Raw genomic sequence first — 26,905 nt, forward strand, 5'->3', positions numbered from 1 at the left:
GAGAGGCGCATGGCCAGAGCGATCATTAACGGAATCTTCGCCCTCATTTCATTGTGCATGTTTCTCCCGTTCGTGTTGGTGATCACGTCCTCCCTCTCGGCGGAGCAATCGATCATCGCGAACGGGTACCAATACATTCCCGAGCAATGGAGCACGGAAGGCTACGCGACGGTATTCAAATCCCCCGCGATCTTGCTCCGGGCTTACGGCGTCACCGCCTTCATTACCGTCGCCGGGACGGCGCTTAGCCTGCTGCTGACCGCGATGACGGCCTATGTACTGTCCCGTAAAGATTATAAGTTCGGTCGGTTGGCTACGTTTTACGTCTTCTTCACGATGCTGTTCAGCGGCGGGCTCGTCCCGTTCTATATTTTGATGACGCAATATCTCCACCTGAAGGACAACATTCTTGCGATCATTCTGCCCAGCCTGTTGAACGTCTTTTACGTGATGATCATGCGAAGCTACATGCTGAAAATTCCGTTCGAGATGATCGAATCCGCCAAGATGGACGGGGCCGGCGAGTTCCGCATCTTTTTCCGAATGGTGCTGCCCTTGTCGACGCCCGGATTGGCGACCCTCGGTCTCATGATTTCCTTCAATTATTGGAACGAGTGGTTCAACGCGCTGCTGTTTTTGGAAAATCAGAGCCTTGCGCCGTTGCAGCTGCTGCTGCAGCGCATGATCCGGAACATCGAGTTCCTGACGAGCAACAGCGACTTCGTCTCCCAATTCGGGATGGAGGTCGCGATCGCCGACCTGCCGAAATACAACGTCAGAATGGCGATGGCGATCCTTGCGGCCGGCCCGATGATGTTCGTCTTCCCGTTCTTCCAGCGATATTTCGTCGCGGGTCTGACGATCGGTTCGTTGAAGGGCTGATTTCCGATTATCCCCTGCAGCGATGCAGTCGATAATATATAATTTTCATTATCAAGGAGGTCACACCAGTATGCATTCGGTACAATCCACGAAGAAGGTTCGGCTTGTCACTGTCATCGCGGCGCTCCTGTTCGCGACGGCCTGCAGCACGCAATCCGGAAACTCGACGGAAGAGACGCCTAAGGCGACGCCGCAGAGCACCGTAACGGACGCGGAAGGCGAGGGTATATCGGAGCCGGCCGAAGCCGAGCTCGAGCCCGTGAATTTGAAGTGGTATTTCCTGAGCTACGGCACGCCGACGGACATGGATACGATCGAAGCGGAATTCAACAAGTATACGCAAGAGTTAATTAACGCGACGGTCGATCTGGTGCCGGTCGAAGCGGGGGATTACGAGGACAAGATGAATACGGTCATTGCGTCCGGCGAAGAGTTCGACATTGCGTGGACCTCCAACTGGAGCTTCGGTTACGTAGGCAACGTGAACAAAGGCGCGTTCTACCCGATCGAGGACTTATTGCCGGAATACGCGCCTAACGTAACGAAGCTGTTCGGCGACAAGCTGGAGGACGCCCGGATTAACGGCAGCATCTACGCGATTCCGATCTACCAGACGATGACGCAAATTCAAGGCTTCGTCGTTCAGAAGCGCTTCGCCGACAAGTATAACTTGGATGTCTCTTCGATCAAGACCTATACGGATCTGGAGCCGTTCCTGCAACAGATTAAAGAGAACGAACCCGATATCATTCCGTTCGGCGCCGCCAAGGATCACTCTCCGATCTGGTCGGCGTACGATATTTCTTGGACCGGCGTGACGTTCCGCAACAGCGATCCGAAGACGATCATTCACACGGACTTCGCGCCCGAGTATGAGAAGCACTTGCAGACGATGCATAAGTGGTTCAAGGCAGGCTGGATCAATAAGGACGCCGCGACCGCTCCGGATTTGAAATCGGTGCTGGCCAAGGGCAACGTCGCCGTCACGCAGGACTTTAATTTGAAGGCGGGCGGAGAAGCGGGGCACAAAGCGGAAAACGGTGGCCACGACGTTATCTACATCCCGACGCAAGTGCCGACGTTCACGGGGGTGACCGCGACGATGAACGCGATCAGCCACACGTCGAAACATCCGGAGCGCGCCGTCGCGCTGCTGGATCTGATGGCGTCCAATGCGGACATGTTCAATCTGCTGAAGTACGGCATCGAAGGCAAACACTATACCTTGAACGCCGAAGGCAAGGTCGTGCCGATCGCGGACAGCGGTTATCCGATGGGCGTACAAGGCTGGGTGATGGGCAACGAGACGATCGGCTACTTGATGGAAGGTCAGCCGGACGATACGTGGGAAGTGACGATCGAGCGCAACGAGAACGCGCAGCGTTCGCCGCTGTACGGGTTTACGTTCAACGGGGAAAACGTGAAGACGGAAATCGCCGCCATGCAATCGGTGTCCGGCGAGTTCGGAGCGGGGCTGCAGACCGGCACGCTCGACCCGGCGGTATACTTGCCGAAGCTGCAGGACGCGCTGAAGAAAGCCGGCGTCGACGCGTATCTCGCGGAGCAGCAACGGCAGCTGGACGAGTGGTTCGCGAAGAAGTAAAACGAAAAAACATGCGCTTGCCCTTCGGTTTCGGGCAGGCGCATGTTTTTCGTTTACCGGCGGCGGCCCCGGCCGCTCGGGCGGCGCGACGAGCCGCTGCGGCGGCGTCTCCGGCGGCGGCGTCTCGGCAGCTCGTAGTAGGTATCGTCGTCGTTCGAGGACGCGCTCTTCGACTTGCCGATGCTGCCCATGACGAGCTTCAGCATCGGCGCCATCTGCTGCACCGAGCTCATGATCTTCTGGATTTTCGTCACGTTGTTGAGGACGCCGTCGATGCCGCCCATGCGCTCGATCAGCTGCGGGAGATTGCCGAGGTTGCCGAGCAGCCCGCCGAGGCCTCCGGCCCCGCCGGCGCCTCCGCCGCCGCCGAGCAGTCCGCCGAGGCCGCCTCCGCCGCCGGCTCCGGCTTGCGAGCCGGGCACGGGTCCGGGCACGCCCGGATAGCCGGTCGGGTCCGGCGTTACGCCGTAGGGCGGCTGGAAGCCGCCCGCGTAAGGCGTGGGCGCCGGAAAATGCCCGCCGTACGTAGTGTTGCTAACGTGTGGATTATGGTTCACTGCGCTCACATTCCTTTTTCCGCATAATGGGTTTGGTTTGGGCTTTCATACTACACACTATGTAGTCGCCTACGGATTGGTATAGACGGATGCCCGGTTTCCAAAAAGGTTATGGGCGTGTTACTATAGAACTGTACAATGTTAAAGCGTTAATGTCCGACCGAGGGGGACTCAATCCGATGCAATTAAAGAAGCTGAACGATAAATCGATCGACCAGCTGTTCGAAGCGGTGTTGACCTTGAAGAACCTCGAGGAATGCTATACGTTCTTCGACGACCTGTGCACGATCAACGAAATCCAGTCGTTGTCCCAGCGATTAGAAGTGGCGCGGATGCTTCGCAAGGGCAGCACGTACAACCAGATCGAGACGGAAACCGGCGCGAGCACGGCGACGATCTCCCGCGTGAAGCGGTGCCTCAACTACGGCAACGACGGTTATAAGATGACGCTGGAGCGGCTGGGACGGTAGATTCGCGATGATCGGAGTATTGGTGATCAGTCACGGCTCGCGAAACCCGGATTGGGTGCGGCTCGTGGACGAAGCGATCGAATCGCTGCGCGCGCGCGTTTCGTATCCGGTGTACGCATCGTATTTGGAGCTGGTCGAAGGCCGGCTCATTCAGGACGGCATCGACGCGCTCGAAGCGCTCGGCGTGCGCGACCTGATCGTGCTGCCGCTGTTCGTCTCGTCGGGAAGCACGCATATCGAAGAAATCTCTTGGGCGCTCGGCGCGAAGGCGACGTGCCGGTTCGAGACGGATTTGACGCCGTTCCGGGTGTCGGCTCGTGTTTCTCTGTGCGCGCCGATCGACGCGGACGAAGACGTAATCGAGATTTTGTATGAGAAAATGTTACCCCTTTCACGTCATCCCTCGGACGAGCTCGTCTTGGTCGTCGGTCACGGCAGCGTGCTCAAGGGGTTTCATCGCGTCTGGCGCGATTGTCTGGAGCGCGCGGCTTCGCTGCTACGCGTCCGCGGCGGCTTCGCGGCGGCGGACGCCGTCATGCTGCTGCCGGATCAGGTCGAGTGGAAGCTTCGTTGGTGGCGCCGCCATCGGCCGGAGCTGACGCCGATCGTCGCGCCGATGTTCGTGAGCGAAGGATATTTTACAGATAAAGTCATACCGTCCCGTTTCCGCGGGTATGATGTTCGGTATAACGGTCGTTCGCTGCTGCCCCATCCGCTGCTGTCGCGGTGGATGGCGCGGCGCGTCGAAGCGAAGGCGAAGGAGCTGGAAACAGATGGTCAAGCGAGCGAGACTCATCTATAATCCGACATCCGGGCGCGAAGAGATGCGGCGGCGTCTGCCGGACGTGCTTCAGCGGCTCGAAGGCTACGGGTTCGAGACGTCGACGCATGCGACGATCGGCGAGGGCGACGCGCGGCTGGCGGCCGCCGAAGCGGCGCGCCGCGGCTTCGACATCGTCGTCGCGGCCGGCGGCGACGGCACGCTCAACGAGGTCGTCAGCGGACTCGCGGAGCTGGAGCGCCGCCCGCCGCTCGGCGTGCTGCCGCTCGGGACGACGAACGATCTCGCGCGGGCGCTCGGCATTCCGCGGTCCTGGGACGCGGCGATCGACCTGATCGCCGAAGGGTATGTGAAGCCGATCGATATCGGGCAGGTCAATCAGCGGTACTTCGTCAATATCGCGGGCGGCGGCTCGCTGACGGAATTGACGTACGAGGTGCCGAGCAAGATGAAGACGATGCTCGGGCAGCTCGCTTATTATATGAAGGGATTCGAGAAGCTGCCCCGCCTTCGTCCGATTCGGATGAAGGTGACGACGGACGAGACGACGTTCGAGGATGAGTATATGATCTTCCTCATCGCCAACTCGAACTCCGTCGGCGGCTTCGAGAAGCTGGCGCCGGACGCGGCGATCGACGACGGCTACATGGACGCGTTCTTCTTGAAGCGGTGTACGCTGGCGGACTTCATTCGCCTCGCCACGATGGTGGTGCGCGGGGAGCGGGTGTTGGATCCGCTGCTCGTCCAATTCCGGTCGAAGCGGATCGCGATCGAGTCGCCGGACTACGTGCAGCTGAACCTCGACGGGGAGTTCGGCGGTACGCTGCCGTGCGACATCTCCGTGCTGCCGAAGCACATCGGCGTCTTCGTCGATCCGACGGGACGGTCGAGTTACCACCGGCAGGGCGGCTCCGGCGGCAGCGCCGTCGCGGTTCATCCGACGGGTACGCCGGGAGCGTTGGGACAATCAAGCAATGGAGTGGAAGGGTAGCGCGTGAGAACGAAGAAATTTGCGGCGGCGAAACGCCGGAAGACAACAACAGCATCATCGAAGCCTGCGGGCGACGCGGCGCGACGGGAGCTTCCCGTCGCGCTTCATGACGTGATCGAGCTGGACATCGTAGGCTTGGCGCACGAAGGAGAGGGCGTCGGGCGGTTCGGCGGCTTCACGCTGTTCGTGCCGGGGGCGCTGCCCGGGGAGCGGGTGCGGGCGCGGGTCGCGGAGCTGCGGAAGAACTTCGGCCGGGCGGAGCTGCTCGAGGTGCTTGCGGCGAGCCCCGATCGGGTGGCGGCGCCCTGCGCGGTGTATGCGCGGTGCGGCGGCTGCCAGCTGCAGCACTTCGCGTACGAGGCGCAGCTGCGTTGGAAGCGGCAGCTCGTCGTCGACGCGTTGGAGCGGATCGGGAAGCTGCGGGTGGCGCCGTCTTCGGCTGCTCCCGGCGTTCCTTTCCAAGGTGATTCCCTTAGCTCAGGTTCGCCGGAGGGGGAGGTATCTTCCGGTGCTTCTTTCCAAGGTGATTCCCTTAGCTCAGGCTACGGCTTCGGCGGGATCGTCGTGCATCCCGTGCTCGGCATGGACGACCCATGGCGGTACCGCAACAAGGCGCAGGTGCCGATCGGCTTCGACCTCGAGGAGGGCGGCCTCGTCGGCGGCTTCTACGAGCAAGGCTCGCACCGGATCGTCTCGACGGACGCTTGCCTCATCCAGCACGAGCGGAACGACGACGCGGTGCTCGCGACGAAGCGCATCGCGCGCGAGCTCGGCATCGAAGCGTACGACGAGAAGTCGCGCTCGGGCTGGCTGCGCCACGTCGTCGCGAAGGTATCGTTCGCGACGGGCGAGATGATGCTCGTGCTCGTCGGCACGACGCGCGTCGTCGACGGGCTCGACGCCCTCGTCGCCCGGCTGCGGGACGAGCTGCCGCATGTCGTCAGCATCTGCCTGAACGTGAACCCCGATCAGACGAGCGCCGTCTTCGGACGGGAGACGGCGACGTTGTGGGGGGCGGATGTCATTTTCGATAGTATCGGTGGGATTAGGTTCGCCATCTCGGCGCGCTCGTTCTATCAGGTCAACCCGGTGCAGACGGAACGGCTGTACGGCAAGGCGCTGGAGTATGCGGCGCTCGAGGGCGGGGAGACCGTCATCGACGCTTATTGCGGCATCGGCACAATCTCGTTGTTCCTGGCGCGGTCCGCCCGCCAGGTGTACGGCGTCGAGCTCATCCCCGACGCCGTCGAAGACGCCCGCGCCAATGCGCGGCTGAACGACATCGACAACGCCGACTTCGAAGTCGGCCGCGCCGAGGTCGTTCTGCCCGCGTGGCGCGAGCAGGGCATCGACGCCGACGTCATCGTCGTCGACCCCCCGCGCAAGGGCTGCGACCCCGCCCTGCTCGACACGCTCGTCGCGATGCGTCCCGAGCGAATCGTCTACGTGTCGTGCAATCCCGCCACGTTAGCCCGCGACCTCGCCGCGCTCGAGGCCGGCGGCTTCGCTACCCTCGAGGTGCAGCCGGTGGATATGTTCCCGCATACGGGGCATGTGGAGTGCGTCGCGTTGGTGATTAGGAATGAAACAGAGGACCAAAAACCCTTGTAGATATTGGTTAAACAGGGCGACTATAAATAATTATACAGTGCCCGGAAATTGCTGTTGATGTAACTCGGTTGGCGGTACATCTATCGATGAGCGGAAATGCCGGATTTATTAGGTTTAATCGCTCCTAGAGGCTTATTTCTGGAGTCGGACGATACCGACCGCGTGTTTCCGCGTCAGCCGGCCGTCAAGGCGTACGAGCAATTGAAGCGAATTTACGCCGATCGGGGAGCCCCCGCCTATGCTTGGCTGCGGGAGAAGCTGACGACGATCTCACTATAATGAATAGCGAAACGGGAACAGCCCGCCGGACGACGTCCGAGCGGGCTTTTAGGTATTCGGGTAAAAATTATACACGCGAAACGAGTCTAAATCGTAAGCCGCAGAAATCGTCGTTTGTTTCTATAATGAATGTAACGATAAGCACTACTCGCGGGAGGTAAGGCACAATGTCGACGGCGATCGAACGCGCGACGAGAACCGAGAAAAGAAAATGGTGGAACCAACACCGCAAGGAAGCGGTCGCAGGATGGTTGTTTCTTGCGCCCGAAGCGATCGGCATTATCGCGCTCGCAATCTTCCCTTTATTGTTTTCTCTGATGCTCAGCTTTACGAATTGGAACTTGGTCGGCGGCTTTCAAGAGATGAAGTGGGTCGGATTCGTAAACTTCGAGAGAATGATAGACGATTCGAAGTTCTGGAAGGCGTTACAAAACAACCTGTTCTTCACGGCCGTAACCGTTCCGGCGGGACTCGTGATCGCGATGATTATGGCGGTTCTCGTGCATACAAAGGTGTACGCCAAAGGCTTGTTTAAAATCTTGTTCTTTATCCCTTATATTTGCTCCACCGTTGCGATCGCCGCCGTATGGGCTGCGCTGTACCATCCGTCGAGCGGTCCGATCAACCAATTCCTAATGGCCATCGGGTTAGATCAACCGCCGAAATGGCTCGTCGATTCCCATTACGCCATCATTGCGATCATGGTCATCGCGATTTGGCAGGCGCTCGGTTACCAGATGATCATTTTCCTCGCCGGACTGACGCAAATTTCCGAGGAAGTGTACGAATCCGCGCGAATCGACGGCGCTTCTGGGATCCAGCAGTTCTGGTATATCACGATTCCGATGTTGGCGCCGACGACGCTATTCTTGACTATCACGACGATCATCGGTTCGTTCAAGGTTTTCGATCTCATTAAATTTTTGACCGACGGCGGACCCAACGACGCTTCGACGGTGCTGGTGTACCGCATCTACGAGGAAGGCTTCATTAACTTTAAGATGGGCTACGCGTCCGCGTTGTCATGGGTGCTCTTTTTGCTAGTCATCGCCGTTACGTCCGTCACTTGGATCGTACAAGCTAGAGAAAAACGAGCTTGAGAGGGGGGGAATACAATTGCCGACAAACAAAATCAAGCTTGATCGCCTGTTGCTGACTGTGCTTTTCGGGGCATGTTCGATTCTATTCATTACCCCGTTGGTATGGATGTTGTCCGCTTCCGCGAAGTTGGAGCGCGACGTGATGACCTACCCGATCCAATGGATTCCGCGGGAGTGGAATTGGGTTGATAATTTCCAGAAGGTTTGGATGGAAAATGTGCCGTTTTCGTTGTTTTATTGGAATTCCTTTAAGCTTGCCGTCGTTTCTACGATTGCAACGCTGTTGTTCTCGTCGATGGCCGCTTTCGCCTTCTCGAAATTGCGAGCGCCCGGCAAGGGCGTCATGTTCGGACTGATGATGTCTTTCATGATCATTCCGGAACAGGCTACGCTCGTTCCGCGGTTTATTATGATCAAATGGCTTGGCCTGTATAATTCTCACGAAGGTCTGATGCTGATGCTGGCCTTCTCGATGTACTTCACGTTCCTCATGCGGCAGTTTATGATGGGAGTTCACAATGATTTTATCGAAGTCGCGAAAATCGACGGCGCGGGATACCTTCGCGTATACGCTCAAATCATGTTGCCGCTTTGCAAGCCGATCCTGGCGACGGCCGGCATCATCAAGTTTATATGGACCTGGAACGACTACCAAAATCCGCTGATTTTCTTATTCACGAAGGAATTGTTTCCGCTGCCGTTAGGCATTCAGTTTTTCCGGCAAGAATATTCCAATAACGTCTCGCTGATGATGATGGCCGCGGTGTCGGCGATCATTCCGCTCCTTATCGTGTTCGTCGTCCTGCAGAAGCAGGTCATCAACGGAATTACAGTGGGCGGCGTGAAGGGGTAATCGGCGGCAAGTAAAAAAAGTGCACACCAAACTTCCACAAAGATTACACGGTAAACCGCTTTCACTTTCTTTATCATATAGCTGTAAGAACAATCATGAAGCGTAAAGGGGAAACGAAATGAAAAAATTGACAACGGCGGTCGCGTTGTTCTCGGTACTGTTTTTGGCGGCATGCGGAGGACAGGGCGGCGACGGCGGGGCATCGGAAACGCCGGCGTCCGTCGGAAACGGATCGGAAGGAGCCGAAGAAGTCGTTACGCTGAAATTTTACACGAATGCCAAGGGCGAGCCTGGCGAACCGATGATGAAGATCGTGGAGGCGTTCAATGCGCAGAGCGAGAAGGTAAAAGTCGAGCATGTGGCGCTCGTGCAAAATAACGATTCCCGCGAGATGCTGCAGAAGCTGGATGTGTTATCCGCATCGGGCGAAGAAGTGGATGTCGTTCTGATGAATAACGAAGGCTACGTGTTGGAGCGTGCCGGCAACGGCATGTTGTATCCGTTGGACGAATTCTATACAGCCAACCAAATCGTTCCGGAAGACGAGTTTTATCGCAATCCGACGTACGACGGGAAACATTACGGCGCGATGACGGACGCGAGCTTCTGGTACGTCGCATTCAACGAAACGCATTTGAAGGAAGCCGGTCTCGAACTTCCCTCTTTCGATTGGACATGGGACGATTTCCGGGCCTATGCCAAAACGTTGAAAGAGAGCAAAGAAGGGCGCCTCGGAGCTTATTTCCATACTTTCGGCGAGTATGCGAACATTATCGCCTATACAGACTTTAAGAACCCTCAGCTGAAGGAAGACGGCACGCTGCAGTTCGACGATCCGAGTTTCGAATCCTGGTTCAACATGCGCCGAGGCATGGAAGTCGAGGATCAGTCGGTACGTCCGCTCGCAGACGTCTTGGCGGCGAAGCAGCATTGGGCGACGGATTTCATGAATGGGACGACGAGCATGCTTCCGATCGCGATGTACTCGCTCGACGAAGCGTTCTTGAACGAAGAAAGCTACCCTCGCGACTTCAAGATTACGTTCGCGCCGCTTCCGCGCTCTTCCGAAGAAACGGAACCGGGTCTTACCAGCATCGGCGGCAGCTTCCTTACGATTCACAAGAATTCGGGACATAAGGAGGAAGCTTTCGAGTTTATCAAGTTCGCGACGATGGAAGGCGCGGCGTTGTCCGGCCGCATCCCGGGCTGGAAGAAAGCGGACGGTAAAGCGGTCGTCGCGGAGATGGTCGGCGACAAGACGGACCTCGTCGACATTGACGCATTGAACGCGACGCTCTTCGACGAGCGGGTCCGCACGGCGGGCTCTTCGGTCATCAGCGTTCCATATCAGCAACAGCTGAAGAAGGTTGCGGAAGGCGGCATCAATAAGTTCCTCCTTGACAACACGACATTCGAGGAAGCGCGACAATTTATGATGGACGAAGGACAGAAAATTATCGAAGAGCACAAATAGTCGGTATTGCAGGAGGGGGATCGGCGCGAATGCCGATTTCCCTGTTTCTTTTCGGCGCGAAACGGTATGATCGTTGAATAGGACGGGTCAACGGGGGAATCGGGTTTGGGTTGGATGTATCGCATATCCTTCTATCGGAGGATTCAGGTGGCGTTGCTGCTGTTTCTGATCATTCCTTTGCTTATCATTACGGGGCTTTCGTACGTCACGAACAAGCAGGCGAACGAGGAGAATGTCCGTACAAATATGAAAGGGATCATCGGTATTCTTGCCAACGATTTATCCAAAACCGCCAATGACGTGATCTACACGGTCAACCAGTATTCGGCTTCGCAAGCGAACGGATTGTTTCTTGATTTAAGGTCGCTTAGCGAACTCAACGGATTCGGCAATTTCGAAGATTACCGAGTCTTTACGCGTTTGAACGAAACGGCTGCGCTGCAGGTCGGTAAGCTGTCTCTTGTTCACGTTAATGCGTTCTACGTCAATCGAGCGAATTACCCGCTCATCGGATCGATGAACGCCGTTGAAATCGCTAGACTTCTAGCCGACCCACGGTTCAAGCATCTATCGGAAGCCGAAGCTTCGACAGGGCTCGTTCGTTGGTTTCGAGCGGAGCGAGAGAGCGGTTACGGAGACGCATTCCGCGCCTCTTACTATCTCTTCTTAAAAAAGACGGTCTACGATCCGTTCCACGGCGAGGTGCTGGGAACGTTGTTCGTCGGCGTCCCTGACTCGTATTTCGGTGGGTTGTTCCGCAATGCGGGGGACGGCATCTTTACGCTCTACGAAACGGACGGATCTTTGCTGGCGGGCATGGAGGGAAGTCCGCGGACGTTGTCGGACGGCCCGCGAACGGGGTGGATGCGGGAGACGATCGCCGTGCCCGGTACGTCTTGGACGTTGACGTACGACCTGGAAGCGAGCAGCGCGACCGGAGACATGGCGCAGCGCTTCTGGTACACGATCATGGCCGTAAGCATCGTGCTGTTCGTCTTTCTGTTCATGTCGGGCGTGATCGCGCAGGGGTTGAATCGACCGATCCGCAAATTAATGCGCGTCGCCTCGCAGTATGGCGAAGGCAACAGCTCGATTCGATACAACGCAGCGGGGCAGGACGAAATTTCGTTGCTGGGCGCTTCGATCAACCGAATGCTGGACAATATCAACGCGTTAATTCGCAAAGTGGAAGCAGAGCAAGAAGAGAAACGCACAATCGAGTTGTACGCATTGTACTCTCAGATTCAACCGCATTTCTTGCTCAATACGCTAAATTCCATCAAGTGTAATCTTGCGATCGAAGGCGACCGTGCGAACAGCGAAACGATCGATGCGTTAATGGCGTTGCTTCGCGCCCATCTCCGGGTTCATGAGCCGCTGTCGCTAGGGGACGAATGCAAGCTGTTAGCGCAGTACGTCTCTATCATGCGCATGAGAAATCGACTCGATATCGATTTCGAGGTCCTGTTGCCGGATCGGTTCCGGGGAATCATGGTTCCTCGGTTGCTGTTGCAGCCGCTGGTGGAGAATAGCATCATTCACGGCTTTACCCGAGATTCCCGGGCGCCGCGAATTCGAGTCGAGGTTGCCGAGGCGATCGGCGGGATCGAGATTCGGATTGTCGACAATGGGCGGGGCGTGACAGAGGAGCAAACCGACCAACTGCAACGCACGCTTATGGGCGAGACGGAACGAACCGGCGAGAGAGGCATCGGGCTCTACAATGTGTTGCGCCGGTCGAAGCTTGCATTCGGAGAACAAGCGGCCCTCCGTATCGAGTCCGGTAAACAAGAGGGGGTCGTCGCTCGCTTGTTTATCCCAATCCGCGATCACGACGGGGAGGATGCGATCGATGATTAAGGTCATGCTTATCGACGACGATGTACCCGTCGTTGAGTATTTACGCAAATTGGTACCTTGGGATGCGCTGGGATTGTCGGTTTGCGCGGAGGCGTATTCCGCGGCTGAGGCGCTTGAGCGATTCGAATCGGTCAAGCCCGACATCTTAGTAACCGATATCGGGCTTCCGGACGGCAATGGCATCGACTTAGCCCGCCGGTTCCGTGACGCCCGCCCTGCGCTGCGCGTCGTCTTCCTCACTTGTCACGAAGATTTTCAATATGTGAAGGAAGCGCTTCGTATCGATGCGGACGATTATGTCGTTAAGGATGAGTTGAATCCGGAAACTTTCGCGGATACGCTGCGGAAGGCGGCGTCCCGTCTTGCGCTCGAACAAGAACAGCTGGAGCGCATCGCCTACAAGAGCGACTTGGAGCGAAACCGCGACGTTCTGCTCCGACAGTTCTTTACTGAACTCACCGGCACGGGGCAACCGTCGGCAATGCTGGAGCACGGAAGGCGGCTCGGGATCGGTTGGAGCGACTCGAATTTCGCCGTCGGTTGGTTCCATCTGGACGCCGGCGACCTGGCTGAAACGTACGACCGTCAGCGCGTCGAATTAATTCGATACGCGGCTTACAATATCGCCGCGGAAGTGGCATCGGACATGCGCGTGACGGCGTTTCCTTTCATGGACCATCGGTTATGGCTCATCGCTTGCGATGCGAGCGCCGACGACGCAACGGCCGAATTGCGCCGCTTCGCACCGCTATATCAAGCGAAACTGGCGGAGTTTCTTAAGGTTCGCAGCTATTATTTCGTCGAGGCGGAGTCCAGCGACTTGCCTGGTCTCGGCGCCTTACTTCACAGAGCGAGAGATCGGGCGGAGTTCGAATATTTCGTCGACGGCGCGAAGGGAAACATGGTCCGACAAGCGACGCAGGGCGCGGCCCGCGCGGGTTCGGAAGGGCTGACGGCGAAATGGACCGAGGCGTTGGCCGCCGGCGATCGTTCGTTATCCCACTTGTATTTCAGCAATATCGAACAGGCCATCCGAGAAACGGAAAGGGAAGCGAACGGCGCGAAGGAGAAAGTATTGCGTTGCTTACAGGAGGCCAGCGTTCGGTTGGGACGGTCGGTGCCTTCGGGTATTCACGAGGATATCGATCGATCGGTTCGCCTGGAAGAGGCTTTCCGAATCGTGCGATGGTACGCGGACCGTCTGATTCAAGGGAATACGTCTTCCTCCGAGTCTTCGACGGATCCGGACCTCAAGGCGATTAACGCCTTTATATACGAAAACATGTTTCGGAACGTGACGTCGATCGACATTGCGAGGTACTTGCACCTGAATCCGAGTTACTTTTCGCGGTATTTCAAAAAGCTTACGGGTATGAACTTCACGGACCATGTGCACTTAATCAAGATGGAAGAAGCGAAGCGGCTGCTCGCGGTTGGCGAAACGGCGGAAAATACGGCGTATATGCTAGGGTACTCGGATCGCGCTTACTTCTCTAAGGTATTTAAAAAATATACCGGCTTGAGTCCCAGCGAATACAAGCCGCGTCTACAAACTTGAGAGGAGCCTTATTCATGACATACTTGTCCAAGACGCGGGTATCGGATCAGGGAGACGGAACGTTCGCCAATCCGATTCTGCACGCGGATTATTCCGATCCCGACGCCATTCGCGTCGGCGAAGACTTCTATATGACGGCTTCCAGTTTCGGACATATCCCGGGGTTGCCGATTTTGCATTCGAAGGATTTGATTAACTGGCGCTTGATCCATCACGCGATTCCGCATATGCCGTTGCCCGGTTACGATAAGCCTCAGCACGGGAACGGCGTCTGGGCGCCGAGTATTCGATTTCACGACGGGATGTTTTGGATTTTCTACGGGGACCCGGACGTAGGCATCTTCATGACGAAAGCGTCCGAGCCAGCCGGCGAATGGTCCGAAATTCATCTTGTACATGAGGGAAAAGGCTTAATCGACGCTTGCCCGTTCTGGGACGATGACGGTCAGGCGTACTTGGTGCATGCTTACGCGCATAGTCGGAGCGGGATCAAACATCGGCTTCGCGTGCGACGAATGTCCCCGGACGGTAGACGGCTTCTGGACGAAGGCGTCGTCGTGATCGACGATCCGGAGCGGCATCCGACAATCGAAGGACCGAAGATGTATAAACGCGGGGATTATTATTATATTTTCGCCCCGGCGGGGGGCGTCGAAGAAGGATGGCAAACCGTGCTTCGTGCGCGCCATCCATTCGGTCCGTACGAAGACCGCATTGTACTGAAACAAGGGAACAGCCCTGTGAACGGCCCGCATCAAGGCGCTTGGATCGAGCTGGCGTCCGGAGAATCCTGGTTTATGCATTTCCAGCATAAGGATGCCTACGGGAGGATCGTCCACTTGCAACCGATGACCTGGATGGACGACGATTGGCCGTCGATGGGGGAAGACGCGGACGGAGACGGGATCGGTGAGCCGGTGCTCCGCGCGCCGAAGCCGAATGTCGGGAACCGATATCCGATCGAGACTCCCGCAACAGACGACGGTTTCGACCAAGAACGATTGGGGCTGCAGTGGCAATGGCAAGCGAACCCCGAGTCGGGATGGTACTCGCTCGCGGAACGAAGCGGATGGCTGCGGCTGTATAGCAGGCGGTCGCCCGAAAGCGCCTCGTCGCTGTACCAAGCGCCGTACCTGTTGCTTCAGAAGTTCCCTGCTTTATCGTTCCAAGCCGGCGTTCGACTGGATGGCACAGGTCTTAGAGAAGGAGACTCCGCGGGTCTCATTGTGTTCGGGTACAGCTATGCCGCGCTGATCCTCGCGTTCAACGAGAATGGAAACGCGGAGCTCCGGTTGCTCGAGGGGGATACAGAGAAGCAAGCGATCGCGTGGAAGCTCGAAACCTCTGCACCCGAATTATCGCTGCGCGTTCTCGTCGAACCGGGCGCGATGTGCACATTTCAGTACAGCTTCGACGGAATGCATTATGAGTCGGTCGCCCGCCCTCCGTTCCAAGCGACCGTCAGTAAGTGGGTCGGCGCGAAAGTCGGTTTGTTTGCGCAAGCGGACCGCGAGGTCGGCGGGTACGCGGATTTCGACGACTTTACGGTTACTGATGTTCCGAGATAACTGCTTGCAGGGGAGGAATCATGTTGAGCGCGAACGACGATCGGAAGCTTTGGTACCGCAAGCCTGCGTCGGAATGGAACGAGGCGTTGCCTCTGGGCAACGGGAAGCTCGGGGCGATGGTGTTCGGGAAGGTTCGCAGCGAAATCATTTCGTTGAACGAGGACTCCTTATGGTACGGCGGACCGCGTGACCGGCACAACCCGGACGCAGCGGCTTACCTGCCGCGGATCCGCGAGCTCGTCTTTGCCGGCCGTCCGAAGGAAGCCGAACGCCTAGCCGCATTGGCGCTTACGGGGTTGCCGGAGACACAGCGACATTACGTGCCGCTGGGAGATGTCTTGCTGACATTCCCGAACGCCAAAGAGGAGGACGCGGTAGAATACGTTCGGGATTTGAATCTATCGGAAGCTATCGCACGGGTCCGGTATCGGATCGGCGACGTAGAGTATACTCGAGAATTACTCGCCAGTCATCCGGACAATGTCCTCGCCATTCGATTAGCCGCGAGTGTACCCGGGGCGCTCGACGTAACGGCGCGGCTCGGTCGGGCGAAATGGAGATACGCCGAACGGATCGACCGAATCGGAGTCAACATGTTGTCGATGCGAGGGAACGGCGGCGGGGAAGGCGGCGTGGACTTCCGAGCCGTCCTTCGTTGCGAAACGGTAGGCGGCACGGTGCAATCGATCGGCGAACATCTCGTCGTCGAAGGCGCGGAAGAAGTCGTCTTTTACCTCGCGGCCGCGACGACGTTCCGACACGCCGATCCCGAAGCTTATTGCTTAGAGCGCGTAGATGCGGCCGCTTCCAAAGGGTATTCGGCGGTGCGCGAAGACCACATTGCGGACTACGCGCGGTTGTTCGGACGGGTTCGATTTTCGTTGGGCGGAGACGCGGAGCCGGCACACCTCGACACGGCCGAACGATTGGAGCGCGTGAAATCAGGGGAGCGGGATCACGGCCTGACGGCGCTCTACTTCCATTATGGGCGCTACTTGCTGATCTCCTCAAGCCGTCCCGGATCATTGCCCGCAAACCTTCAAGGGATTTGGAACAAGGACTTCCTTCCAAGCTGGGATAGTAAATTCACCATCAACATTAATCTGCAGATGAATTATTGGCTTGCGGAATCTTGTAATTTGTCGGAGCTGCACGAACCTCTTTTCGAACTGATCGAGCGTCTGAACCTTTCGGGGAAACGAACGGCCGCCGTCATGTACGGGTGCCGGGGTTCAGCGGCGCATCACAATACAGATATTTGGGCGGATAGCGCTCCTCAGGATACCTGGATCCCGGCAACGTATTGGCCGCTCGGGCTGGTATGGTTATCGCTCCATCTGTGGGAGCGCTACCGTTATACAGGAGATTTGGAGTTCCTGGCAAAGCATTACGATATATTGAAAGAGTCGTCGTTATTCGCATTGGATTTCCTTGTCGAGAGTCCGGAAGGGGAGTTGGTCACCTGTCCTTCCGTCTCGCCGGAAAACACTTATCTGCTGGATAACGGGGATCCGGCGGTGTTTACTTACGGAGCCACTATGGACAATCAGCTGTTGAGAGCGTTGTTCGGGGCATGCATCGAGGCATCGTCGTTGTTGCATGTCGACGAAGCTTTCAGAGGAGAACTGTCGGAGGCGGCTAGCCGGCTTCCGCGGACGAGGGTCGGGAAGCACGGGCAGATTCAGGAATGGATTCATGATTACGATGAAGAGGAGCCTGGACATCGCCACATCTCCCACCTGTTCGGACTGCATCCGGGCAACGAGATCAGCGTCGGCGGAACGCCGGAGTTGGCCGAAGCCGCGCGAGTTACGCTGGAACGAAGATTGGCGAACGGCGGCGGACACACCGGTTGGAGCCGCGCCTGGATTATTAACTTCTGGGCGAGACTAGAGAACGGGAAGCAGGCGGGAGAGCATCTTCAGGCTTTATTAGCCAAATCCACCTTGCCGAACTTGCTGGATCACCATCCCCCGTTCCAAATCGACGGCAATTTCGGCGGCACTGCCGGAATCGCGGAGATGTTGCTGCAAAGTCAGAACGATGAACTGCATCTGTTGCCGGCATTGCCTCCGGAATGGACGGAAGGGGAAGCTTACGGGCTGCGCGCGCGGGGGGGCTTTACGGTCAGTTTGACTTGGGTCCGAGGGGAGCTTGAAGAGGCCCGGATTAACGCGGGGCTGTCCCGTATTTGCAGGGTTCGAATCGGCAATTCGAAGCCGTTGGAGTTTGCGGTTACCGCCGGAAGAACGTACGCTCTGCGGGAGGGTAAGTTTATTGAGACGAATCCGTATTAGAACCAATCAAGCAATTGCGCCGATGCGATGACGGTATGCCGCAGCGCTTCGCTGCAGCGGAGCTGACGCTTGGGCGGCTTACGCGTTGTCCCGCGCGGTTAAGGTGCCGCCGGAAGGGGATATATTCCCATCGGAAGCGCGGATGTTCCAGCATATGGGCAGATGCAAGGTCGTACGGATATAGGCGATTTCCGAACCTCTTGACTCCATACGACAAAAAAAGCCTGTAGCCCTTGCTCCTTTCGGAGCTTTGTCTACAAACTGAAAGTCCTTGACACTCAAGGGCTTTTTTTGGTTGGGCAGCACAAGTTTGCCGTTGCGTTTTGGAAGCATAAGCATGCCAAAAAGTATTCTGTGATAACAGCCCCTGAGCGGCTTGTAAGTTAAAAAGTAGTACTTTCGGAAAAAGTATGGTAAAGTGAATTTAAAATCTGTAACAATTTATATGACAGTTAGAGTGGCGAGGCTTCTGAGATCAGAATTTATTCGCAATGGAGGTAATGCTGAAATGAATAATCAAAAACCTGCCTACAAGCTAGGACCTTTATTTGAGTCCTTCAAGCTTGGAACTTTGAACCTAAAGAACCGGGTCGTCATGGCTCCAATGACGAGAGCCTTCTCTCCCGGAGGAGTGCCGGGGCCTGATGTGGCCGCTTATTACCGTCGCCGCGCTGAGAACGGTGTCGGGCTCATTATTACGGAGGGTACTCTGATCAACGATCCGGCTGCCACCAATAATCCGAATATTCCGAATTTCCATGGGGAAGAAGCGCTGAACGGTTGGGCTCGCGTCGTCGCAGAAGTACATGAAGCCGGCGGGGTAATTATGCCGCAGCTGTGGCATATCGGCACGGACCGTAAGGTAGGAGCCGTTCCGAACCCGGAGGAACGGCCGATCGGACCTTCAGGTTTGGATCTCGCGACCGGGGAAAAAGTCAATGAGCCGATGAGCCGGGAACGGATCGATTCCGTTATTGCCGCATACGCGCAAGCCGCGGCGGATGCCAAACGGATCGGCTTCGACGGGATTGAGCTTCATGGCGCTCACGGTTATTTGATCGATCAGTTTTTCTGGGAGAGAACGAACCGGCGCACCGATAGCTACGGCGGAGACCTTGTGAAAAGAACCCGATTCGCGGCTGAAATTATTGCGGCTTGCCGTCGCGCCGTAGGACCCGATTTCCCTATCTTACTGCGGATATCGCAATGGAAATCAAGTGATTACGAGGCGAAATTGGCAGCCAATCCGGATGAATTGGCCAATTTCCTTGCGCCGCTTGTAGAAGCGGGCGTAGATGCATTTCACTGCTCGACCCGCCGCTTCTGGGAACCGGAGTTCGCCGGTTCCGATCTAAACTTCGCAGGCTGGGTTAAAAAATTAACCGGTAAACCTACGATCACCGTAGGCTCCGTAGGTCTGGATAACGAGTTTATTTCTTCGTTCCGAGGGGAAAACGCAGGTACGGCGAACGTGGATACCTTGATCCACAAGCTCAACGATCGAGAGTTCGATCTGGTTGCAGTCGGCCGTGCGCTGCTGGTTGACCCGGCATGGGCGGCTAAGGTACGAGACGGCCGTCTTGACGAACTGAAGCCTTTCACCCCTGAAGCGCTGAGTTCGCTATCTTGATTTCATTGTCTTCGCGACCTGCTGGACAGCGATGGAACCATTCCATCGCTGTTTTTTTATACCGTGGAACCGTGTCATTGCATCCTTAACCGATTTTATGAAGTTTTGGACCTCTTTAATTTACTATACAAATGAACTAGAAATCGAAATGCTCTCGCTACCGCAAACCATCGGGAGACTCCATAATGATAGCTACCAGCTACAGTTACAGGAGGTCAGACCGATGCAAGCCAAACCGATACAATCCCCGGGCAGTGCGGCGGCGGCGCGTCCGAAGCCGAAGCGCGAGTTGCTCGCCTACTTGAAAACCAATTACGACATGTACCTGCTGCTCATTCCCGGATTGCTGTTCGCGCTCGTCTTTAACTACCTTCCGATGTACGGGATTACCTTGGCGTTCAAGGATTTCAACATGTTCGCCGGAAACAACCCGTTTACGTCCTTGCTGGCGAGTCCTTGGGTAGGTCTGGAGCATTTCGAAAATGTATTCGGCCGCGCCGATTTTAAGCAGGCGCTCGCCAATACGCTCCTGATCAGCGTATATAAGCTGGTGTTTCTGTTCCCGCTGCCGATCCTGTTGGCGATTCTGCTGAACGAGCTTCGCGTCGCGTGGTTCAAGAAGGTGCTCCAAACCGTGCTGTACCTGCCGCACTTCTTGTCGTGGGCGGTCGTGAGCGGCATCTTCGTCACGCTGCTCGGTTCGACGGGCATCGTCAACCAGTTCCTGGACGCGGCGACGGGACATACGATCAGCTTCTTGATGGACAAGTCGATCTTCCGCAGCGTGCTTGTAGCGACGGACGGCTGGAAAGATATCGGCTGGAGCTCCATCATCTATCTCGCCGCGATCACGGGCATCGATCAGGAGCAATACGAGGCGGCCACGGTAGACGGCGCAAGCAAGCTGCAGAAGATCGTATACATCACCCTTCCCGGTATCGCGCCGACGATCCTGCTGCTGCTCATCCTGAAGGTCGGTCACATTCTGGACGCGGGTTTCGAGCAGATCTTCATTATGTACAATCCGACGGTGTACGAGGTCGCGGACATTATCGGCACGTACGTCTATCGAATGGGCCTCGGGCAGATGAACTTTAGTCTCGGCACGGCGGTCGGCCTGTTCAATTCCGTCGTAGCGTTCGTGCTCATCGTGTCGGCGAACAGCCTCGCGAAGCGATTTATGAAGAAGAGCATCTGGTAAAGGAGCGCATGCGGACGATGCGGACGACTCGAGGAGAACAAGTATTTAACGTTGTGAATATTGTCGTGTTGTTTATACTGGGATTGACGACGTTGCTGCCCTTCCTCCACGTGCTGGCGAAGTCGCTCAGCAGCCAGGTGGCGATCAGCCTCGGTCAGGTGACGTTCCTCCCGGTGGACTTCCAAATCGGGACGTTCCAATACGTGCTCGAACAAGAGCAGTTTGTCGGTTCCTTCCGGAACTCGGTGATCGTGACGCTCGTCGGGACGGTGCTGGCGCTGACGATGACAGTTATGATCGCGTATCCGCTGTCGAAGCCGAAACTGAAGGGCAGGAAGTTTTTCATGCTGGTCTTCGTCTTCGTGATGCTGTTCAGCGGCGGCATGGTGCCGAACTATTTGCTCTACAAGACGTTCGGTCTCGTGAACACGCTGTGGGCGCTCATCGTGCCAGGCATGCTGTCTGTCTTCAATATATTGCTAGTGAAGACGTTCTTCGAGGAGCTGCCGGAGAGCGTGGAGGAATCCGCGCGGATCGACGGCGCCAACAACTTTACGATCCTGTTCCGGATCGTGCTGCCGATGGCGCTGCCCGTTATGGCGGCGGTCGGACTGTTTTTCGCGGTCGCTTATTGGAACAATTATTTCTCTGCGGTGCTGTATATTACGAAGCCGGATCTGAAGCCGCTGCAGATGTATTTGTACGAGCTGATCAGCCAGACGACGCCGGAGATGGGGATGGAGCTCGACGCGGACCGGATGATGAACGTCGACCCGGAATCGATTCGGGCGGCTACGATCATGCTGTCGACGCTGCCGATCTTGTGCCTGTATCCGTTCTTGCAGAAGTATTTCGTGAAAGGGATTACGATCGGCTCGGTGAAGGGATAATCGTCGAAATCCAATCTCTATAGGAATGAACTAGAAACTAGAAAGACGTCGCTTGGGGAAAATGAACCGCTTTCACATAATAGAGCTGTACTCGAAAGCAAAACATAAAAGAGGATGAGGTGTTCGTATTGGAAAAGGGTAAGTCTTGGCTCACACTAACGGTCGTTACTGCATTGCTGTCTTCGCTGCTGGCGGCTTGCGGCGGCGGCGCCGCGCCGCAGACGTCCGAAGAACCTCCGGCGGAGCAGTCGGCGTCGGCTACGTCTCCGGAACAGCCGGCGGAACAACCGGCGAAGGAAGCGGAGAAGCCGGTCCTGAAGATGCTGATCCCGTACCAGGCGTTCGATCCGAATACGGACGCGTCGGCGCTGCGGATTCAGGAAGAGACCGGCTACAAAGTCGAATATTACACGCTGCCGAAGGATAACGCGAATCAGAAGCTGATGCTCGAATTGGCGTCCGGCGAAAACTATGACATTATTAAAGTCAGTAACTTGCAATTCGCCGAGCTGCTCGGCAACGGCGCGCTGATGGAGCTGGACGACCTCTTGGCGGCGAACGGCGGCAACATTACGAACGCGGTTTCCGAGATGGGCTGGAAGTCGGCGACGTCGAACGGGAAGAAATACGGCGTTCCGTTCGAAGGCGGCGGCGACGTCAATGACCCGTACGGCTTGATCCAAGGCGGGATCGGCCTCCGAACCGATCTTCGCGACGAGCTGGGCCTCGCGACGCCGAAGACGTTGGACGAATTTTATACCTACTTAAAGACGGTGAAGGAAAAGAAAGGCATTACCCCGCTGACCGCGAGCGGCTCGGACGGCTTCAACTCGATCATCGGCAGCGCCTTCGGGCTCGGCACGGCGCCGTGGTACGAGATCGACGGACAGCTCGTGCCGCGCGTGAAGACGCCGCAATACTTCGATTATGTCGCGTTCATGAACAAGCTGTATCAAGAGGGCTTGCTCGATAAAGACTTCCCGATCAACAAATTCGCCAATACGATGCAGAAGTTCAACACGGCGGAAGCGGCGACGCTCGCTCCGGCGTTCTTCTGGGACATCCCGACGCTCGTGCCGGCGGTGAAGGAAAACAATCCGAACGCGAACGTCGAGATGATTACGGCGCTGGCCGGCGCAAGCGGACTTCCGTACTTGTCGCAAAGAATGCAGGCGTCTACGTACGAAGTCATTCCGAAGACGGCGAAAAACCCCGAGGCGGCTATGGATTATATGAACCTTCGCGCCGATCCGGACATCTTCTTGTCGACGTACTTGGGCGAAGAAGGCACTCACTTCGAAATCAATAACGGCAAGTACTTCCCGATTCTTCCGGCGTTCGACGAGCTGAAGAACTCCAAGCAGTTCACCGGCGCTCCGAAGGCGGGCTCGGAATATAAGCTGTGGCAGGCGCGCGCGAGGAAGACGCCGGAGATGGCGGCTTCGTTCGAACAGATGAACGCCAACGTAACGAAGGATTGGATCCACATCGATTACACGGGATATGCGACGAGCCTTGCGGAAGCGCAAAAATATCAGACGTCGCTGAACAATATGGAGACGGAGTTCCTGGTGAAGGCGGTCGTCGAGACCGGCGATCTGAAGAAGGCGTACGACGACTTCGTCGCCGAATACGACAAGCAGGGCGGCACGGAGCTGACTGCGGCGATCAACAAGTGGTACGCGGAAAACAAGTAAGCGGCGGAACCTGAATCGACAAGCAGCCTGGCGATACGCCAGGCTGCTTGACGCTCTTTCCCCGGGTCATCATCATGGAGGGCGGGAATGGCTATGCAGCGAATGATCATCGTGGACGACGAGCTGTCGACGCGTACCGGACTGCGCGACTATATCGATTGGGCGAGCTACGGCATTCAAGTCGTCGGCGAGGCGGCCGACGGGGAAGGCGGGCTTGCGCTATATCGGGAGCTTCTCCCGGACATCGTCATCACCGACATCAAGATGCCGAAGCTGGACGGCATCGCGTTCGCGAAGCGGCTGCGCGAGTCGGATGCGGACGTGAAGATCGTATTCGTCAGCGGCTACGACGACGTCGATTATTTAAAATCGGCGATGAAGATGGATGCCGTCGATTATATCTTGAAGCCGATCGACCGCAAGGAGCTCGGCGCCGTCTTCGGCAAAATCGCGAAGCTCGCCGATTCGGAGAAGCGGCAGCGCGAACTGATGCGGCAGATGACGGCGAAGCTGCATCAGAGCGTGCCGCTGCTGAAGGAGAAATTTCTGCATCGCCTCATTACGGAGCGAGAGCTGACGCGGGCGGAGCTGGAAGGGCAGATCGCATTCCTGGAGCTGCGGCTGCCGCTCGAAGCCGAATATTGCGTCTGCGTCCTGGCGATCGACGATCGGCAATTCTTACTGGAGCGGATGCCGCAGAAAGAGATCGAGCTGATCTCCTTTTCCATCCAAAATATATGCCAAGAGTCGATCGATCAATTCACGAACGGCTATGTGTTCGAATATCGTCGGTTCATGTTCGCGGCGATCCTCGGTTTCCGCGAAGAATCGGAGGTGGAGGCGCTCTACGAAAATCTCGTCGGACTGAAGGCGAAGCTGGACGACTTCCTGACGCGCTTCCTGCAGATCAGCATATCGATCGGCGTCGGCAATCCGGTGCACGAGCCAGGGCTCGTTCACCGCTCGTTCGATCAGGCGGAGGATGCGCTGCAGCAGAAGCTGTTTCTCGGCAAAAATCGCCTTATTCGCATCGACCAGCTCGTTTCGCCGGATGCGTTCGATTATAAGGACGTTCGGGAGGAGCTCGACAAGCTGGAGGCGATCTTGAAGGCGGCGGAGATCGGAAGCATCCAGCGGTTCCTGGAGGAGCTGACCGAACGGCTGTCCCGCCGGCGCAACGCGCCGATCCAGTATTGCCGAATGATCTTCCAGGATATCGTCGCGCTCTCCTCCCGGTTTCTGGCCGGCATCCACGCATGGACGCCGGAGCAGGAAGCGTTGGAGGTGAAGGTGCGGGACGACGTAGCCAGGCTCGAGACGATCGCCGAGATGAACGCCGCGATCGGGAGCTACATGCAAGCGGTGGCGCAATGCATTAACGAGAAGAAAACGAAGAAATCCCGGAACGTGATCGAAAGAATCAAGTCGCTGATCGAAAGTCGGTACAACGAAAATTTGACGATCGCGCAAATCGCGGAAGAAGTGTACTTGACGACGACGTACGTGTGCCTTATTTTCAAGCAAGAGACGGGGTATACGTTGAACGAGTACATGACGAAGGTGCGGATGGACAGGGCGATCGATCTGCTGAAGGACTCTTCCATCCGGTTGTACGATATATGCTACGCTATCGGGTATTCGGAGCCGGGTTACTTCAGCAAGCAGTTCAAGCGGTACACGGGACTGAGCCCCAGCGAATTCCGCAATATGCACGGTACGAGCGAACCGGAGGGGTAGGACGTGCGAAGACGAGCGCAGGCGGCCATCGAGCGGAGGCTTCGGCCCTTATTCGATGTTCTGGCCGGGATGAAGATGAAGAGAATATGGCTCGTCTATTTGATCCTTATTTTTTTGCCGACGCTGTTGTTCGCCCGCTATTACTTCGTCAAGTCATCCTCGATCCTGAAGGACGAGGTCGCCGACTCGATGCTGCAGGCCGTTCGCCAAGTGGAGTCGAATATCGCCTATCGGATGTCGAAGGTGCGGGAGACGTCCGATAGTTTAATGAAGAATATCGAGATTTACGAACGTTTGGGACGGTCGCCGCAGGAAGATACGATGCTTGCGCAAATCGAGGACCAGACGCAGCTGTCCAATATGATCCAAGCGCTCGAAAACCGCAACGAAGTATGGAAAATCCGACTGTTCGTCGAGGACCGCAAGATGTACGCCTCGGACAATCTGACGTTCTATCGGCTTAGCTCCGTCCAGCGGGAGCCTTGGTATCCGGAGGCGGAGCGGGCGCTGGGGGCGCCGGTCTGGCTCGACACGCAAGAGATCCGGTATTTGAACGCGCTGCAGCGAACGGCCGTCATTCCGCAGGTCCGCGTCATTAAACATCCGGCCGACTTCTCCCATATTATCGGTCTCCTTGCGGTCGACATGCCGGAGCGGCTGCTCTCGTCCGTGCTCGCCGACGTGCAGCTCGCGGGCGGCAGCATCGCCGTCTACGACGGCGGCGGCACGGTCGTCTCCCATCCGGACAGCGGACTCATCGGATCCTTCATGGAGCGGGAGCGGTGGGAGTCCCTTCGCGGACAGGAGGAAGGAATTGCGGTAGACGGGGATGGCGGCGAATATTTTATTTTCAAAACCATCGCAGGTACGGATTGGAAGGTCGTCGCCCGCATTCCGGCCGCGAATCTCGCCTCCGGCAACGAACGGTACGCGACGACCACGACGTTCGTCATCGTCGTCATCTGCCTCATCCTATTTATTCTCGTCGTCTTCTTCGTCTTCGGCGTCATTACGGAGACGACGATCCGCAAAATACGCAACATCGGCGTCATGATCAAGAAGGAAGGGATCGACGCCGATCTCGAACACGCGGAGACCGGCCAAGGGTCGATCTTGGGGCTGGAGAGCAATGTCCATCGCTTGATCGGCACGATGCGTCATCTGATGAAGGAGACGTACAGCGCCAACGCCCGGGAGCGGGAGGCGCAGCTGCGGGCGCTGCAGGCGCAAATCAATCCCCACTTCCTGTACAACACACTGGACACGATCAACTGGATGGCGATTCGCCGGGACGCGGACGAAATCAGTGACATCGTCACGTCGCTGGCGCAATATTTCCGGCTGTCGCTGAACAAGGGCAAGGATATCGTGACGGTCGAGGACGAAATCAACCTGGCGCAGTCGTACTTGGACATCCAAACGAGCCGCTTCCACGATCTGTTCGACTACGAGATCGACGTCGAACCCGATCTGCTGTCCCGAACCATTCCGAAGCTGAGCCTGCAGCCGATCATCGAAAACGCGCTGCTTCACGGCATTCAGCAGCTGTCGGACCGCAAAGGCCGCCTGCGCATCGAAGGGCGCGCGACGGAGCAGGGCTATCGTCTGACGGTGACCGACAACGGCGTCGGCATGAGCGAGGAGAAGGCGGCGGCGCTCGGCGAGCCAGGAGAGGATCGGCAGGACGCGAAGAGCTACGGGCTGTTCAACGTGCGAGAGCGGATCGAGCTGTACTTCGGCAAGGCGTCGGAGGTCGTCGTCGAATCGCGCCTCGGCGAAGGGACGAAGGTGGAAATCCGCGTGGTCGACGCGCCTCAGCCGTAGGAGGAGGAGCTGCTGCCGGGCGCGTAATGCATGAGAACGAAC

At 57.0% G+C, this 26,905-nt stretch carries 21 protein-coding genes; 20 read left to right on the forward strand and 1 reads right to left on the reverse strand.

Annotated features, from left to right (window positions below; translation table 11 throughout):
• Positions 1–9 precede the first annotated feature (9 nt).
• A complete protein-coding gene (locus FE782_RS12805; protein WP_138194494.1) occupies positions 10–882 on the forward strand; it encodes a carbohydrate ABC transporter permease in 873 nt (290 codons plus the stop codon).
• Positions 883–952: 70 nt separating this feature from the next.
• Positions 953–2,485 (forward strand): ABC transporter substrate-binding protein, encoded by a 1,533-nt coding sequence (locus FE782_RS12810; RefSeq protein ID WP_158299375.1) that lies wholly within the window; start codon positions 953–955, stop codon positions 2,483–2,485.
• 53 nt (positions 2,486–2,538) lie between these two features.
• Here the strand turns inward: FE782_RS12810 and FE782_RS32290 are convergent, their stop codons facing one another.
• A complete protein-coding gene (locus FE782_RS32290) occupies positions 2,539–3,042 on the reverse strand; it encodes a hypothetical protein (protein WP_158299376.1) in 504 nt (167 codons plus the stop codon).
• Between the two features lie 179 nt (positions 3,043–3,221).
• Between FE782_RS32290 and FE782_RS12825 the strand changes: the two genes are divergently transcribed.
• From FE782_RS12825 to FE782_RS12910, 18 genes are all read left to right on the forward strand, one after another.
• Entirely contained in the window at positions 3,222–3,512 is a 291-nt protein-coding gene (locus FE782_RS12825) for a YerC/YecD family TrpR-related protein (RefSeq protein WP_138194497.1), read from the forward strand.
• Positions 3,513–3,519: 7 nt separating this feature from the next.
• Positions 3,520–4,314, forward strand: a complete 795-nt coding sequence (locus tag FE782_RS12830; protein ID WP_138194498.1) for a sirohydrochlorin chelatase — start codon at positions 3,520–3,522, stop codon at positions 4,312–4,314.
• Entirely contained in the window at positions 4,286–5,284 is a 999-nt protein-coding gene (locus tag FE782_RS12835) for a diacylglycerol kinase (protein WP_138194499.1), read from the forward strand. Before FE782_RS12830 ends, FE782_RS12835 begins: the two co-directional genes overlap by 29 nt.
• Before the next feature lie 3 nt (positions 5,285–5,287).
• Positions 5,288–6,895: a 23S rRNA (uracil(1939)-C(5))-methyltransferase RlmD gene (gene rlmD, locus FE782_RS12840; protein ID WP_138194500.1), complete on the forward strand. Its 1,608-nt coding sequence runs from the start codon at positions 5,288–5,290 to the stop codon at positions 6,893–6,895.
• Positions 6,896–6,991: 96 nt separating this feature from the next.
• Positions 6,992–7,174 (forward strand): hypothetical protein, encoded by a 183-nt coding sequence (locus FE782_RS12845; protein ID WP_138194501.1) that lies wholly within the window; start codon positions 6,992–6,994, stop codon positions 7,172–7,174.
• Between the two features lie 167 nt (positions 7,175–7,341).
• On the forward strand, positions 7,342–8,274 hold the full coding sequence (locus tag FE782_RS12850) for a carbohydrate ABC transporter permease (RefSeq protein WP_138194502.1): 933 nt from the start codon (positions 7,342–7,344) through the stop codon (positions 8,272–8,274).
• Positions 8,275–8,290: 16 nt separating this feature from the next.
• Positions 8,291–9,127: a carbohydrate ABC transporter permease gene (locus tag FE782_RS12855; RefSeq protein ID WP_238392463.1), complete on the forward strand. Its 837-nt coding sequence runs from the start codon at positions 8,291–8,293 to the stop codon at positions 9,125–9,127.
• A 118-nt stretch (positions 9,128–9,245) separates the two neighbouring features.
• Positions 9,246–10,601, forward strand: coding sequence for an ABC transporter substrate-binding protein (locus tag FE782_RS12860; RefSeq protein ID WP_138194503.1), 1,356 nt, complete (start codon positions 9,246–9,248; stop codon positions 10,599–10,601).
• Positions 10,602–10,748: 147 nt separating this feature from the next.
• A complete protein-coding gene (locus FE782_RS12865) occupies positions 10,749–12,461 on the forward strand; it encodes a sensor histidine kinase (protein ID WP_158299377.1) in 1,713 nt (570 codons plus the stop codon).
• Complete coding sequence (locus FE782_RS12870) at positions 12,454–14,019, forward strand: response regulator transcription factor (protein ID WP_158299378.1); 1,566 nt, start codon at positions 12,454–12,456, stop codon at positions 14,017–14,019. The genes FE782_RS12865 and FE782_RS12870 overlap by 8 nt, the downstream gene beginning before the upstream one ends.
• A 14-nt stretch (positions 14,020–14,033) precedes the next feature.
• Complete coding sequence (locus tag FE782_RS12875) at positions 14,034–15,587, forward strand: glycoside hydrolase family 43 protein (protein ID WP_138194506.1); 1,554 nt, start codon at positions 14,034–14,036, stop codon at positions 15,585–15,587.
• 20 nt (positions 15,588–15,607) lie between these two features.
• The gene (locus tag FE782_RS12880; protein ID WP_138194507.1) at positions 15,608–17,884 is read left to right on the forward strand and encodes a glycoside hydrolase family 95 protein; all 2,277 of its coding nucleotides are present in this window, start codon (positions 15,608–15,610) and stop codon (positions 17,882–17,884) included.
• Between the two features lie 508 nt (positions 17,885–18,392).
• On the forward strand, positions 18,393–19,514 hold the full coding sequence (locus tag FE782_RS12885; protein WP_138194508.1) for an NADH:flavin oxidoreductase: 1,122 nt from the start codon (positions 18,393–18,395) through the stop codon (positions 19,512–19,514).
• Between the two features lie 223 nt (positions 19,515–19,737).
• Entirely contained in the window at positions 19,738–20,715 is a 978-nt protein-coding gene (locus tag FE782_RS12890) for an ABC transporter permease (RefSeq protein WP_138194509.1), read from the forward strand.
• Between the two features lie 17 nt (positions 20,716–20,732).
• Positions 20,733–21,605 carry a carbohydrate ABC transporter permease gene (locus tag FE782_RS12895; RefSeq protein ID WP_238392464.1) on the forward strand — a complete coding sequence of 291 codons (873 nt, stop codon included), beginning with the start codon at positions 20,733–20,735 and terminating at the stop codon, positions 21,603–21,605.
• Between the two features lie 128 nt (positions 21,606–21,733).
• Entirely contained in the window at positions 21,734–23,302 is a 1,569-nt protein-coding gene (locus tag FE782_RS12900; protein ID WP_138194511.1) for an extracellular solute-binding protein, read from the forward strand.
• 87 nt (positions 23,303–23,389) lie between these two features.
• Positions 23,390–25,039, forward strand: a complete 1,650-nt coding sequence (locus FE782_RS12905) for a response regulator (protein ID WP_138194512.1) — start codon at positions 23,390–23,392, stop codon at positions 25,037–25,039.
• A 3-nt stretch (positions 25,040–25,042) separates the two neighbouring features.
• Complete coding sequence (locus FE782_RS12910; RefSeq protein WP_138194513.1) at positions 25,043–26,863, forward strand: cache domain-containing sensor histidine kinase; 1,821 nt, start codon at positions 25,043–25,045, stop codon at positions 26,861–26,863.
• The last annotated feature ends 42 nt before the right edge of the window (positions 26,864–26,905 follow it).

It is taken from the genome of Paenibacillus antri (assembly GCF_005765165.1).
GTDB classification, from domain to species: Bacteria; Bacillota; Bacilli; order Paenibacillales; family YIM-B00363; genus Paenibacillus_AE; species Paenibacillus_AE antri.

Bases quoted from the DNA above. Each gene is read 5' to 3' on its own strand.
- FE782_RS12805 (WP_138194494.1), top strand. From the start codon at position 10: ATGGCCAGAGCGATCATTAACGGAATCTTCGCCCTCATTTCATTGTGC.
- FE782_RS12830 (WP_138194498.1), top strand. From the start codon at position 3,520: ATGATCGGAGTATTGGTGATCAGTCACGGCTCGCGAAACCCGGATTGG.
- FE782_RS12860 (WP_138194503.1), top strand. From the start codon at position 9,246: ATGAAAAAATTGACAACGGCGGTCGCGTTGTTCTCGGTACTGTTTTTG.
- FE782_RS12845 (WP_138194501.1), top strand. From the start codon at position 6,992: ATGCCGGATTTATTAGGTTTAATCGCTCCTAGAGGCTTATTTCTGGAG.
- FE782_RS12835 (WP_138194499.1), top strand. From the start codon at position 4,286: ATGGTCAAGCGAGCGAGACTCATCTATAATCCGACATCCGGGCGCGAA.
- FE782_RS12850 (WP_138194502.1), top strand. From the start codon at position 7,342: ATGTCGACGGCGATCGAACGCGCGACGAGAACCGAGAAAAGAAAATGG.
- FE782_RS12885 (WP_138194508.1), top strand. From the start codon at position 18,393: ATGAATAATCAAAAACCTGCCTACAAGCTAGGACCTTTATTTGAGTCC.
- FE782_RS12890 (WP_138194509.1), top strand. From the start codon at position 19,738: ATGCAAGCCAAACCGATACAATCCCCGGGCAGTGCGGCGGCGGCGCGT.
- FE782_RS12825 (WP_138194497.1), top strand. From the start codon at position 3,222: ATGCAATTAAAGAAGCTGAACGATAAATCGATCGACCAGCTGTTCGAA.
- FE782_RS12870 (WP_158299378.1), top strand. From the start codon at position 12,454: ATGATTAAGGTCATGCTTATCGACGACGATGTACCCGTCGTTGAGTAT.
- FE782_RS12905 (WP_138194512.1), top strand. From the start codon at position 23,390: ATGGCTATGCAGCGAATGATCATCGTGGACGACGAGCTGTCGACGCGT.
- FE782_RS12810 (WP_158299375.1), top strand. From the start codon at position 953: ATGCATTCGGTACAATCCACGAAGAAGGTTCGGCTTGTCACTGTCATC.
- FE782_RS12895 (WP_238392464.1), top strand. From the start codon at position 20,733: ATGCGGACGACTCGAGGAGAACAAGTATTTAACGTTGTGAATATTGTC.
- FE782_RS12880 (WP_138194507.1), top strand. From the start codon at position 15,608: ATGTTGAGCGCGAACGACGATCGGAAGCTTTGGTACCGCAAGCCTGCG.
- FE782_RS12875 (WP_138194506.1), top strand. From the start codon at position 14,034: ATGACATACTTGTCCAAGACGCGGGTATCGGATCAGGGAGACGGAACG.